Source organism: Corynebacterium sp. 32222D000AT, from assembly GCF_053546955.1.
Genome location: NZ_JBPPVW010000003.1, coordinates 150,028 through 162,543, shown reverse-complemented (window position 1 = coordinate 162,543; position 12,516 = coordinate 150,028). Strand labels below are relative to the sequence as shown.

Below are 12,516 nucleotides of genomic sequence, written 5' to 3'. Positions count from 1 at the left end.
GATTTTCGAAAGTTGAGTGGAATATACTCAAGTTTGTCTGCGTTACATCTAGTGAAGCCTCTACAGTGGGATCACCTCCCCGAGGTAGGGAGATTTACTTAAAGGAGAAAGCAGATTATGAACTCATTCAACCCAACTACGAAGACTCAGGAGGCCCTGCAGCAGGCGCTGCAGACCGCCTCCGCGGGTGGGAACCCGGATATTCGCCCGGCCCACCTGCTGGCGGCCATCCTGGACCAGCAGGACGGCATCGCTGCCCCGGTGCTGAAGGCCACCGGCGTGGACCCGCAGACCGTACTGCAGGAGGCCCGCGCGCTGGTCGACGGTTACCCGAAGGCCGAAGGGGCCAACATGGCCAACCCGAACTTCAACCGGGACGCGCTCAACGTGCTGACCCGGGCCCAGGAGTTGGCGGGCGAATTAGGGGATGACTACGTCTCGACCGAGGTGCTGCTGGCAGCCATCGCCGGCTCGAAGACGGACGCGGCGGAGCTGTTGACCGGCCGCGGCGCTACCTACGACGCCATTAAGGGCGCGTTCCCGTCGGTGCGCGGGGCCGCCAAGGTCAACACCGAAAACCCGGAGGACCAGTTCCAGGCCCTGGAGAAGTACTCCACGGATCTGACCGCCCGGGCCCGGGAAGGCAAGATTGACCCGGTTATCGGCCGCGATCAGGAAATCCGCCGCGTGGTTCAGGTCCTGTCTCGCCGTACCAAGAACAACCCGGTGCTCATCGGTGAGCCCGGCGTCGGTAAGACCTCGATTGTGGAGGGCCTGGCCCGCCGCATCGTGGCCGGCGACGTGCCGGAGTCGTTGAAGGGCAAGACCCTCATTAGCTTGGACCTTGGCTCGATGGTCGCCGGCGCGAAGTACCGCGGCGAGTTCGAGGAGCGCCTGAAGGCGGTGCTCGATGAGATTAAGGCCTCCGAGGGCCAGATCATCACCTTCATCGATGAGCTGCACACCCTGGTCGGCGCCGGCGCGACGGGCGAGGGCTCGATGGACGCGGGCAACATGATTAAGCCCATGCTGGCCCGCGGCGAGCTGCGCCTGGTCGGCGCGACCACCCTGGACGAGTACCGCAAGTACATCGAGAAGGACGCGGCCCTGGAGCGCCGCTTCCAGCAGGTCTACGTGGGCGAGCCCTCGGTGGAGGACACCATCGGCATCCTGCGTGGCCTCAAGGAGCGCTACGAGGTGCACCACGGCGTGCGCATCCAGGACTCGGCGCTGGTCTCGGCGGCGGAGCTATCCAACCGCTATATCACCAACCGCTTCCTGCCGGACAAGGCCATCGACCTGGTCGATGAGGCCGGCTCCCGCCTGCGGATGGAAATCGACTCCTCCCCGCAGGAAATTGATGAGCTCGAGCGCGTCGTCCGCCGGCTGGAGATCGAAGAGCTGGCGCTGAAGAAGGAATCCGACGCCGCCAGCCGGGACCGCCTGGCCAAGCTCCAGCAGGAGCTGGCCGACGAGCGGGAGAAGCTGGGCGAGCTCAAGGCCCGCTGGGCTAACGAGAAGAAGGCTATCGACGAGGTCCAGGAGGCCAAGGAGGAGCTCGAGGAGCTCAAGCGCAAGGCGGAAATCGCCGAGCGCGACGGCGACTACGAGCTGGTCTCGGAGCTGCGCTACGGGCGCATCCCGGAGCTGGAGAAGCAGCTGGCCGACGCCGAATCCCGCGCCCACGCCCAGTCGGAGACCAACTCCATGCTGACCGAGGAGGTCAGCCCGGACGTCATCGCGGAGGTCGTCTCCGCGTGGACGGGTATCCCGGCCGGGAAGATGCTCGAGGGCGAGACCGAGAAGCTGCTGAACATGGAAGAGATCCTGGGCCGCCGCGTGGTTGGCCAGTCCGAGGCCGTCAAGGCCGTCTCGGACGCGGTGCGCCGCTCGCGCGCCGGGGTCGCGGACCCGAACCGTCCGACCGGCTCCTTCCTCTTCCTGGGCCCGACCGGCGTCGGTAAGACCGAGCTGGCCAAGGCCCTGGCGGACTTCCTGTTCGATGATGCCTCGGCGATGGTGCGCATCGACATGTCGGAGTACGGGGAGAAGCACTCCGTCTCCCGCCTGGTTGGTGCCCCTCCGGGATACGTCGGCCACGAGGCCGGCGGCCAGCTCACGGAGGCGGTCCGCCGCCGCCCGTACACGCTGGTGCTCTTCGACGAGGTGGAAAAGGCCCACCCGGACGTCTTCGACGTCCTGCTGCAGGTGCTGGACGAAGGTCGCCTGACCGACGGCCAGGGCCGCACGGTGGACTTCCGCAACACGGTCATCATCCTGACCTCCAACCTGGGTGCCGGCGGCACGAAGGAGGAGACCATGGCGGCGGTGAAGAAGGCCTTCAAGCCGGAATTCATCAACCGCCTGGACGACGTGGTGATGTTCGAGAGCTTGTCGACGGAGTTGCTGCGCGGCATCGTGGACATCCAGCTGGCTAACCTGGCCGAGCGCCTGGCCGCCAAGCGCCTGACGCTGGACGTGGCGGACGAGGCCAAGACCTGGCTGGGCGAGCGCGGCTACGACCCGGACTACGGCGCCCGCCCGCTGCGCCGGCTCACCCAGCAGGCCATCGGCGACAAGCTGGCCCGCAAGCTGTTGGCCGGCGAGATCCGCGACGGTGACATCGTGCGGGTCACCGTGGCCGCGGACGGCGAGTCCCTGGACATGCAGTCCACCGAGCAGTCGGAGGACTAAAGGCCCGCGGCTAGGCCCCGGCTTTCCCGCCAATCGTGACGGGGTGGCCGGGGCCTTTTGCCTGCGCGCGTCCAGGTCATGCCGCCACGGCGGGCGGCGCGGCCGCTTTGGCTCTAGAGTGGGAAACATGAGTATTTTGGTCTCCCCCCGCGAGCTTTTCGATGCCATCTACGCCGGCGATCGCCTCACCGTTCTGGCCTGCCTGTGGGGCTCGGGTGAAAACAGCGCCCGGAACCAGTTCCACGCACTCCACATCCCGACCGCCCAGCTCTGCGACGTCTCCGCCGCCATGGCGGGCCTGCCGGGCTCCCGCAACGGCCGCAACCCGCTGCCGGATCCGGACAAGCTGCAGGAATGGTTCGTGACCTGGGGCCTGCGCAAGGACCGCCCGGTCGTCGTCTACGACGAGGGCCGCGGGCTCTTCTCCGGCCGCGCGTGGTGGATCTTGCGCTGGGCGGGCATCGAGGACGTGCGCGTCCTCGACGGCGGCCTGGCCCACTGGCGCCGGGAGCAGCTGCCCACCCTGACCGGCCCGGGCAATATCTCCGTGGAGACCAACGCCACCGTGGACCCCAACCCGGACATGGTCGCCACCATCGACGAGGTCAAGGAGCACGACGGCATCCTGATTGATACCCGCGAGCCCAACCGCTTTGCCGGCCGTCGCGAGAACCTCGACCTCAAAGCCGGGCACATCCCGGGCGCGGTCAACGTGCCGGAGCGCTACCTGCACCACGCGGACCGCACCTGGAAGACCCAGGAGGAGATCCGCGAGGTCTTCCACAACGCCGGCATCAACGAGGACAACGTCAAGGACGCCATCGTCTACTCCGGTTCCGGAAACCACTCCGGCCTGGCCCTGGCCACCATGGACTGGGTGGGCCTGACCGGCGCGCGCCACTACGTCGGCGGTTGGTCGCAGTGGTCGGCGGATGCGACCAACCCGGTCGAGCGCGGCGACCGCGAGTCCCTCGGCGCCTAAAACCCTTCGGCCCCACCGCCCGCGCGCCGCCGCGGGAGGCAGTAAACTAAGGCGCTAATGACACCTATTTTGCTTTTGATCCTGGCCCTGCTGGCTGTTGCGGGCGCAGTCTTCCTGTGGCGCGCCGCCCAGACCCAGGAAGCCGCGCAGCAGCGCTCGCTGGCCGAGCGCGATGACAGCCGTGCCGACAGCCTTGACGCTGCCGATGCCCCCTCGGCCGATACCGAACCCGAGACCGAGCCCGAGACCTGGGGCAAGGCCGAGGCCCCGTCCGAGGTGCCGGAGCCGGATCCCTCGCCGGCGCCGGACATCGTCTACGAAGAGGACGACGACCCCGAGACCGCCGAGGTCGATAGCCCCGAGCCGGAAGGCGTCGACGCTGCCGACGACGGCTGGGACGAGGAAGCCGCGGAACCGGAAGAAGCAGCCGAGGCCCCGGAGGCCCCGGAAGCCGCCAGCGCGGAGGAGCCGGAGCCGGCCCCGAAGGCGGTGCCGAAGAAGAAGATCGGGCGCCCGATGCTGCCGGGCGCGCTGCGCCGGGAGCGCAAGGCCTGGGCAAACCAGCACGGCTTCGACTTCGCCAAGGAGGATTCCTACCTGGCGGACGAGTGGACGCGGGGCGCGGCGGCCGGGGGCGCGCGCCCGCGGGACATCGCCCACGGCACGGTCTTCGGCCACGAGCTTTTCCTGCTCGACCTGGGCGGAGTCAACGTGATGGCGCTGCGCACCGGCGCGAGCTCCGACGTGGTGGTGGATTTCCGCCGCACGGGCCTGCCGCTGGTGGAAGAGGCCTCGGAGGACCTGGTCGCCGCGAACGAGATCGCCGGCTTTAGCGTCTACGCCACGGAGCCGGGCGTGGTCGAGCGCATGAGCGACGACCGCTTGGCCACCGGGCTGGAATACCTGCCGGAGGCAGTGACCGCGGTGTGGATGGAAAACGAATGGGTACTCGCGCAGACCGACAAGACCGCCCGCAGCGCCGAGTGGGATGAGATGCTCGCCCCGATGGCGGTGCTGGCGGACGTCGCCCGCGTGCTGCCGCCGCGCCCGGCCGCCGGGCTGGTCTACCACCCGGAACAGGGGGATCCCACGCGCGTGGTGCCGCCGCCGCAGCCGGTCGCGCCGACGGGCCCGACCGCGGTGCCCAACCCCGCCGAGGACATGGCGCGCCCGCCGGTCCAGCGCCCGGAGGAACCGATGGTGCTGCCCAGCCGCCGGGCCGGCGCCGCCCACGGCTCCATGGAGCACCGCGCGCTGGGCGCGGACGAGGTGGACGCCATCGCCGACGGGCAGGAGCGCCCGCACGCGGACGAATCCGTCGCCCGCCTGCCGCGCGACCTGGGCCGAGGTTCCTCGATCTTCGACGAGATCGAAGCCGAGCTGGGCCCCATCGGGGATATCCCGGAGCACCCCGTCCGCGACCCCGCCGAGCCCAGCGACCACAACGACCACCAAGAAGGCGACGACAACCGCGACGCCTAAGGCGCCCTGGGCGTGGTTTTCACCCACGGGGTGTCTTAAGCTAGAAAACAGCGAGAAAACAACAAAAACGCAGTTGCGCGAGTAGCGGACGCAGACTTCGTCCCGCGCGGGCTAAGCAAAGGAGTTTTTAAACCTCATGAAGCTGGACGAGCAGAAAAAGAGCCAACTAGCCGAGCTGGTCAAAAAGCTGGCCGTGGTGCACGGCAAGGTGACTCTGTCCTCGGGTAAGGAAGCGGACTACTACGTCGACCTGCGCCGGGCGACCCTGCAGCACGAGGCCTCCCGGCTGATCGGCGCGCTGCTGCGCGAGTTGACCGCGGACTGGGACTTCGCCGCGGTCGGCGGCCTGACCCTGGGCGCGGACCCGGTGGCCACCTCCATCATGCACGCGGACGGCCGCCCGATCGACGCCTTCGTGGTGCGCAAGGAGGCCAAGAAGCACGGCATGCAGCGCCGCATCGAGGGCGCTGACGTTCAGGGCAAGAAGGTCCTGGTGGTCGAGGACACCACCACCACGGGCAACTCCCCGCTGACCGCGGTGGCCGCCCTGCGCGAGGCCGGCGCCGAGGTCGTCGGCATCGCCACCGTCGTGGATCGCGCCACCGGCGCGGACAAAGCCATCGCGGCCGAGGGACTGGAATACCGCTTCCTGCTGGGCCTGGAGGACCTCGACCTTGCTTAAGCCGGACGCCCGCGGCAGCGAAGCCGACCAACAGCCCGGCCCCACCGAATGGAACGAGGGCCGGCACGGGGTCGGCCCGTGGGAGGGGCCGTGGCCCACCGGCCTGGAGGCCGAGCGCTACGACCCGGAGCTGCTGGCCGAGGGCGACCGCCGCAACGTGGTGGACGCCTACCGCTACTGGCGGCGCGAGGCGATCGTCGCCGACATCGATAGCCGGCGCCACAGCCTGCACATTGCCATTGAGAACTTCGAGAACGACTCGAATATCGGCACCGTGGTGCGCACGGCCAACGCCTTTGCGGTGGACACGGTCCACATCGTCGGCCGCCGCCGCTGGAACCGCCGCGGCGCCATGGTCACGGACCGCTACCAGCACCTGGCCCACCACGACACGGTAGAAGAGCTGCTGGAGTGGGCGGGGCAGGAGGGGCTGACGGTCGTGGCCATCGACAACACCCCGGGCTGCGTGCCGCTGGAGACCGCCGAGCTGCCGGAGAAATGCCTGCTCCTGTTCGGGCAGGAAGGCCCCGGCGTGAGCCAGTCCGCCCAGGACGGGGCGGTGATGACCTGTTCCATCGCCCAGTTCGGTTCCACCCGGTCTATCAACGCGGGCGTGGCGGCCGGCATCGCCATGCATGCCTGGATCCGCCAGCACGCGGATCTGTCCCACAGCTGGTAGGCGGGGGCGCCAGCCAGTTGCGCAAAATTGCACGTGTGAGCTGGGAGCGCGCTAGACTTCCTGTGAGTAATAGATCGACTGAAATTAGGGCACCTGAGTGGACGAAAAGTGGGCACACCGCGCGGATCTGGCAGAAACCGCCATCAATGACCGCCACGCAGCACGCGTGTGGGGACTGCCAAAGACCAACTTGGCAATCGTGCGCTGGCCGCCCACCGGCAAGGAAAAGATCTTCCTCCATTGGCACTACTGGTGGCAGGCGCATTACCTGGACTGCCTGGTGGATGCCGCCCAGCGCCACAACACCAAGATGCGGCGCAAGCGGATCACCGAAACCGTGCGCGGCATCCGAGTGCGCAACCTCAGCCCGCTGAAGAACAACCGCTACTTCGACGACAAGGCCTGGCTGGCGCTCGCCCTGCAGCGCGCCGGGCAGCTGAGCAAGGTCAAGCCCTACTCGAAGCTCGCGGAGCTGCAGGACAACATCCGCGCCGGCCGCGACGAGCACCTGGGCGTGCTGCCGTGGCGGGAGGGCGAGAACTTCTTCAACGTGCCCTCCAACGGGCCGGCGGCGATCCTGCTGGCGCGCACGGGGCACCTGGCGGAGGCCGAGAAGATCGTCGAGTGGCTCTACGAAAACCTGGTCGATGACCAGGGGCTTATCATGGACGGCATCCGCATGCGCATGGACGGCCCGGAGTGGGTGCGCAACCTGCACCCCTACTGCCAGGGCGTGGTCTTGGGCGCCTGCGTGGAAATCGCGCTGGCCCTGCGCAAGCGCGCCGGCTTTTCCTCACTGGAGCACCTGGACTCGGTCCAGGAGGCCGAGCGCGCCGAGGACACCGTGAAGTACCTGACCCGCATCCGCGGGCTCATCCAGGCCATCGCCTCGTATATGGCCACCCCCGCCGGGGTCATCGACTGGGACACCGGCGACGGCGACGGCGGCCTGTTCAAGGGCATCCTGGTGCGCTACCTGGCGGGCGCGGCCGTGCGCCTGCCGGGGGATTCGCCCGCCAACCGCGCGGCGAAGAAGCTGGCCGCCCGCCTGGTGATGTCCTCGGCCGCCTCGGTCTGGGAGCACCGCCTGGAGGTCGACGGTCTGCCCATCTTCGGCACGGACTGGACCGCGGACGCGCGCCTGCCCCACAACTTCGGCCTGGGCCCGACCACGCTGGGCGAGAAGGTCGGCGTCATCCGCATCGCGGAGCGCGACCTGTCGGTGCAGCTGTCCGGCTGGATGCTGATGGAGGCCGCCGCCCGCGTCGCCCGCGACCGCGCAGAAGGCCGGGGCTAGCCCCACTAGCCGGGACCAGACACCGGCTAGGTACAAACTCACACCTTTCCTTAACCAAGACCTGCGGCGCGCAAGCCAAATCACAGGCATACTTGGTAGTGCAGTAAGTCAAACGCGAACCAAGTAAGGAAGATTCACTTCTATGCCTATTGCTACCCCAGAGGTCTACAACGCCATGCTGGACGAGGCGAAGCAGTCTGGCTTTGCCTTCCCGGCCATCAACTGCACCTCCTCGGAGACCATCAACGCTGCGCTCAAGGGCTTCGCGGAGGCCGAGTCCGACGGCATTATCCAGTTCTCCACCGGCGGTGCGGAGTTCGGTTCCGGCCTGGCAGTCAAGAACAAGGTAGCGGGCGCCCAGGCGCTGGCCGCCTTCGCGCACGAGGCCGCCAAGCACTACGGCATCAACGTCGCGCTGCACACCGACCACTGCCAGAAGGAAGTGCTGGACGACTACGTCCGCCCGCTGATCGCCATCTCCCAGGAACGCGTCGACCGCGGCGAGCTGCCGCTGTTCCAGTCCCACATGTGGGACGGCTCCGCCATCCCGATCGATGAGAACCTGGAGATCGCCCAGGAGCTGCTGGAAAAGGCCCGTAAGGCCCACATCATCCTGGAGGCTGAGATCGGCGTCGTCGGCGGCGAGGAAGACGGCGTGGAAGCCAAGGCTGGCGACAACCTCTACACCACCGTCGAGGACTTCGAGAAGACCATCGACGCCCTGGGCACCGGCGAGAACGGCCGCTACCTGCTGGCCGCCACCTTCGGCAACGTCCACGGCGTCTACAAGCCGGGCAACGTGAAGCTGCGCCCGGAGGTCCTGCTGGAGGGCCAGCAGACCGCGCAGAAGAAGCTCGGCCTAGACGAGGGCGCCCAGCCCTTCGACTTCGTCTTCCACGGCGGCTCCGGCTCTGAGAAGGAAAAGATCGAGGAGGCCCTGCGCTACGGCGTCATCAAGATGAACGTGGACACCGACACCCAGTACGCGTTTACCAACCCGGTCGCGCGCCACATGTTTGCCAACTACGACGGCGTGTTCAAGATCGACGGCGAGGTGGGCAACAAGAAGGTCTACGACCCGCGCTCCTACCTGAAGAAGGCCGAGCAGGGCATGTCCGAGCGCGTCATCGAGGCCTGCCAGGACCTGCACTCGGTGGGGAAGACGGTTTCCCGCTAAAGCAGTCTTTTCGGTCCGCGGCGCTATAAAAGTGTCCTAGAATGGCGCCCATGGCCGAAGAACGTAAACGACTCACCACGCGCGAGCGCCTGCGCAGTATCGACCGGTCATTGATGGCCCGGTTGAACCGCGTGCGCTCGCGCTTCGTGTTTATCCTGCAGGCCACCGTCGGCGCGGGGCTGTCCTACTGGGTGGCCAACGACATCGCGGGCCACGCGCAGCCCTTCTTCGCGCCGATCTCCACGGTGATCATCTTGGGCCTGTCCGGCGGCGACCGGATGAAGCGCGCGGTGGAGATGGCCATCGGCGGCATCACCGGCGTGGCGGTCGGCGATATCCTCTTCCAATTCGTCGGCCAGGGCCCGTTCCAGATCACCGTCATCGTGGGCGCGACGCTGCTGCTCGGCTCGTTTATGACCAAGTCGCCGCTGCTGACCAACCAGATCGTCTTTGGCTCCATCCTGATCGCCACTATCTTCCCGCCCACCGAGGGAGCCGGGGGCCTCAACCGCGCTATCGATGCCCTCATCGGGTCCGTCATCGGCGTGGTCACCATCGCGCTGATCCCGAACTCGCCGCTGGCCCAGGCGCGCCGGGAGGTCTCCAAGGTGCTCAGCATCGCCGCCAGCGTGCTCTACGACGTCTCCCGCGGGTTGGAGAAGCAGGACGTCGAGATCATCGAGGAGGCCCGCCAGGCCGTCTTCGGCACGCAGACCAATATCGAGAAGCTGGCCGATGCCGCCAAGCAGGGCCGGGAGGCCTCCGAGGTCTCGCCCATCATGTGGGGTTCTAGGCGCAATATCCGCTCGCTGGAACGCATCCTCGTGCCCGTGGACAACGGTGTGCGCGGGGTGCGCGTGCTCTCCCGCCGCGCGCTGGTGATCACCGAGGACGGGGACAAGGTCTCCCCGGTCCAGATTGAGCTCATCGAGGAGCTGTGCTCGGTGATGGAGGAGCTGGCCGAAATCTACGGCAGCCGGCGCGGCCTCAACGAGGCCCAGGAGCTGCCCCACCTGGTCCAGCGGCTGCGCCGGGCGGGGGCTAGGGCCAGCATGGACATCGTGGAGGGCCGCAGCCAGCTGTCGGCCTACGCCATCCTGGCGCAGACGCGCTCCATCGTGGTGGATCTGCTAATGATCTGCGGTATGTCCCGCGAGTCCGCCGTGGCGGTGCTCATCCCGACCTCGCAGACCCCGGCCTACCCGCCGGAGATCTACGACGAGGACGAGCACGACCTTTAAACGCTAGGGGCGCGCCACCCGCACCACCTGCAGGTCGCGCAGGTGCCGGTAGAAGGTCACGCGGTCGACCGGGCGGGGCCGGGAGACCCCGTCCACGGTCACGCGCAGCTCCGGCCCGCCGGCCTGGACCGCGCGCCCGGTGGCCACGGTGGACGGATCGACCGGGCCGGGCTGCGGCGCGGCCGGCTTCCGGCGCAGGCGCCCTAGCACCCCCTGGCGGGCCACTGGCGCCGCCGCGGCGACGATGCCGGGGGCGTCCACCATGGGCACCAGTTTGGCGCCGTAGACGCCCGCCTGGGGCCCGCGTAGGGCCTCGCCGTCTTGGCGGACGAGCACGTGGTCGTCGACGATGATCTCCCCGGTCATGGCCCCGGGGTTCCACTGGCTGATGGTGGCCGAGCCCGCCACGGCCTGGCCGGCGTCGTTGCGGATGGTGGGTACCGGCGCGACTACACCTTCCAGCGCCAGGCGGAAGGCATCGTTCGTATTCTGGGGCAGGCCCCAGTTCTGGGCGGCGGCGGAAGTGTCTTCCACCGGCACGTAGGCGACCTCGACCCACATTGTGTCGGCGCGCATGAGCCGGGTAATCACCGCGGACAGGGCGGCGTCCGTGCCGATGACGATCACGCGCAGCGCTTCGGGTACCGGCTGGGGCGCGGGCGCTGGCGCGCCTAGGTGCGCCACGTCGGGTTGGGCGGCGATTTCATCGAGCGACGGCGTGGGGTCTTCGGGCAGGATCTCGCGGGCGGCGGCGTCTAGCGCCTTGAGCTCTTTGCGCGTGGGTACGGCCTCGCAGTCCAGGATTTCCCAGTTGGAGTCCGGAGCGGAGGACAGGGCAAACTGCGGCGCACCGCAGCGTAAGATCATCACACGCATGTTTTCTATGCTACTTCGCCGGGGTAGGAGAGCCCACGCGGATGGCTAACCAGGTAGAGTTAGTGCGTATTTGACTCCAATTTAAATGGGGAAGTGAACTAGCAACCATGGCAGCAATCGTCATTGTTGGCGCCCAGTGGGGCGACGAAGGCAAGGGCAAGGCGACGGATATCCTCGGCGGCAAGGTCGACTACGTTGTCAAGCCGAACGGCGGCAACAACGCCGGCCACACCGTCGTGGTCGGCGGCGAGAAGTACGAGCTCAAGCTCCTGCCCGCCGGCATCCTGTCGGAAAACGCCACCCCGATCCTGGGCAACGGCGTCGTGATTAACCTGGAGGCCCTCTTCGACGAGATCGACGGGCTGGAAGCCCGCGGCGCGAAGGCCTCCCGCCTGAAGATTTCCGCCAATGCGCACCTGGTGGCGCCGTACCACCAGACGCTCGACCGCGTGCAGGAGCGCTTCCTGGGCAAGCGCGCCATCGGCACCACCGGCCGCGGCATCGGCCCGGCCTACGCGGACAAGGTCGCGCGCATCGGCATCCGCGTCCAAGACATCTTCGACGAGTCCATCTTGCGCCAGAAGGTTACCTCCGCGCTGGACATCAAGAACCAGATGCTGGTCAAGATGTACAACCGCAAGGCCATCGACCCGGAGCAGGTCGTGGAGTACTTCCTGAGCTACCGGGAGCGCCTGCGCCCGATGGTCATCGAGGCCGAGCTCGAGCTCAACGATGCCCTGTCCAACGGCAAGCACGTCCTCATGGAGGGCGGTCAGGCCACCATGTTGGACGTGGACCACGGCACCTACCCGTTCGTGACCTCCTCCAACCCGTCCGCCGGCGGCGCCTCGGTGGGCTCGGGCGTGGGCCCGACGCAGATCACCACCTCCCTGGGCATCATCAAGGCGTACACCACCCGCGTGGGCGCGGGCCCGTTCCCCACGGAGCTCTTCGACAAGTGGGGCGAGTACCTGCAGACCACCGGCGGGGAGATCGGCGTCAACACCGGCCGCAAGCGCCGCTGCGGTTGGTACGACTCCGTCATCGCCCGGTACGCCACCCGCGTCAACGGCTTCACCGACTACTTCCTGACCAAGCTGGACGTTCTCACCGGAATCGGGGAGATCCCCATCTGCGTGGCCTACGACGTGGACGGCAAGCGCTTCGACGAGATGCCCATGACCCAGTCCGACTTCCACCACGCCGAGCCCATCTTTGAGACCATGCCGGCCTGGGACGAGGACATCACCCGCTGCCAGACCTTCGAGGAACTGCCGCAGAAGGCCCAGGACTACGTCCTGCGCCTCGAGGAGCTGTCCGGCACCCGCATCTCCTACATTGGCGTCGGCCCCGGCCGCGACCAGACCATCGTGCGCCACGACGTCCTCGAGGACGCCTAAGCAGGC

At 67.8% G+C, this 12,516-nt stretch carries 10 protein-coding genes; 9 read left to right on the top strand and 1 reads right to left on the bottom strand.

Annotated features, from left to right (window positions below):
- Nucleotides 1-117 precede the first annotated feature (117 nt).
- The 8 genes from clpB to ACEE23_RS02865 all read left to right on the top strand — a co-directional run bounded on the left by clpB (nucleotide 118) and on the right by ACEE23_RS02865 (nucleotide 10,234).
- Nucleotides 118-2,694: an ATP-dependent chaperone ClpB gene (gene clpB, locus ACEE23_RS02900; protein ID WP_368519938.1), complete on the top strand. Its 2,577-nt coding sequence runs from the start codon at nucleotides 118-120 to the stop codon at nucleotides 2,692-2,694.
- Between the two features lie 127 nt (nucleotides 2,695-2,821).
- Nucleotides 2,822-3,676: a sulfurtransferase gene (locus tag ACEE23_RS02895; RefSeq protein ID WP_368519937.1), complete on the top strand. Its 855-nt coding sequence runs from the start codon at nucleotides 2,822-2,824 to the stop codon at nucleotides 3,674-3,676.
- A 57-nt stretch (nucleotides 3,677-3,733) separates the two neighbouring features.
- Nucleotides 3,734-5,158: a hypothetical protein gene (locus ACEE23_RS02890; RefSeq protein WP_368519936.1), complete on the top strand. Its 1,425-nt coding sequence runs from the start codon at nucleotides 3,734-3,736 to the stop codon at nucleotides 5,156-5,158.
- A gap of 136 nt (nucleotides 5,159-5,294) precedes the next feature.
- Nucleotides 5,295-5,840, top strand: coding sequence for an orotate phosphoribosyltransferase (gene pyrE / locus ACEE23_RS02885; protein ID WP_368519935.1), 546 nt, complete (start codon nucleotides 5,295-5,297; stop codon nucleotides 5,838-5,840).
- On the top strand, nucleotides 5,833-6,519 hold the full coding sequence (locus tag ACEE23_RS02880) for a TrmH family RNA methyltransferase (RefSeq protein ID WP_368519934.1): 687 nt from the start codon (nucleotides 5,833-5,835) through the stop codon (nucleotides 6,517-6,519). Before pyrE ends, ACEE23_RS02880 begins: the two co-directional genes overlap by 8 nt.
- 97 nt (nucleotides 6,520-6,616) lie before the next feature.
- On the top strand, nucleotides 6,617-7,816 hold the full coding sequence (locus tag ACEE23_RS02875) for a glycoside hydrolase family 76 protein (RefSeq protein ID WP_448872960.1): 1,200 nt from the start codon (nucleotides 6,617-6,619) through the stop codon (nucleotides 7,814-7,816).
- Between the two features lie 142 nt (nucleotides 7,817-7,958).
- Nucleotides 7,959-8,993, top strand: a complete 1,035-nt coding sequence (fbaA, locus tag ACEE23_RS02870; RefSeq protein ID WP_368519932.1) for a class II fructose-bisphosphate aldolase — start codon at nucleotides 7,959-7,961, stop codon at nucleotides 8,991-8,993.
- A 50-nt stretch (nucleotides 8,994-9,043) separates the two neighbouring features.
- Nucleotides 9,044-10,234 (top strand): FUSC family protein, encoded by a 1,191-nt coding sequence (locus tag ACEE23_RS02865; protein ID WP_368519931.1) that lies wholly within the window; start codon nucleotides 9,044-9,046, stop codon nucleotides 10,232-10,234.
- A gap of 3 nt (nucleotides 10,235-10,237) precedes the next feature.
- Here ACEE23_RS02865 and ACEE23_RS02860 read toward each other — a convergent pair whose 3' ends face one another.
- Nucleotides 10,238-11,110, bottom strand: a complete 873-nt coding sequence (locus ACEE23_RS02860) for a hypothetical protein (RefSeq protein WP_368519930.1) — start codon at nucleotides 11,108-11,110, stop codon at nucleotides 10,238-10,240.
- 107 nt (nucleotides 11,111-11,217) lie between these two features.
- Between ACEE23_RS02860 and ACEE23_RS02855 the strand changes: the two genes are divergently transcribed.
- The gene (locus tag ACEE23_RS02855; protein ID WP_368519929.1) at nucleotides 11,218-12,510 is read left to right on the top strand and encodes an adenylosuccinate synthase; all 1,293 of its coding nucleotides are present in this window, start codon (nucleotides 11,218-11,220) and stop codon (nucleotides 12,508-12,510) included.
- The last annotated feature ends 6 nt before the right edge of the window (nucleotides 12,511-12,516 follow it).

What these genes read in the sequence shown, in the direction of transcription:
- ACEE23_RS02890 (WP_368519936.1), top strand. Translation starts at nt 3,734, where the DNA reads ATGACACCTATTTTGCTTTTGATCCTGGCCCTGCTGGCTGTTGCGGGC.
- ACEE23_RS02860 (WP_368519930.1), bottom strand. Translation starts at nt 11,110, where the DNA reads ATGCGTGTGATGATCTTACGCTGCGGTGCGCCGCAGTTTGCCCTGTCC.
- clpB (WP_368519938.1), top strand. Translation starts at nt 118, where the DNA reads ATGAACTCATTCAACCCAACTACGAAGACTCAGGAGGCCCTGCAGCAG.
- ACEE23_RS02895 (WP_368519937.1), top strand. Translation starts at nt 2,822, where the DNA reads ATGAGTATTTTGGTCTCCCCCCGCGAGCTTTTCGATGCCATCTACGCC.
- ACEE23_RS02855 (WP_368519929.1), top strand. Translation starts at nt 11,218, where the DNA reads ATGGCAGCAATCGTCATTGTTGGCGCCCAGTGGGGCGACGAAGGCAAG.
- pyrE (WP_368519935.1), top strand. Translation starts at nt 5,295, where the DNA reads ATGAAGCTGGACGAGCAGAAAAAGAGCCAACTAGCCGAGCTGGTCAAA.
- ACEE23_RS02865 (WP_368519931.1), top strand. Translation starts at nt 9,044, where the DNA reads ATGGCCGAAGAACGTAAACGACTCACCACGCGCGAGCGCCTGCGCAGT.
- fbaA (WP_368519932.1), top strand. Translation starts at nt 7,959, where the DNA reads ATGCCTATTGCTACCCCAGAGGTCTACAACGCCATGCTGGACGAGGCG.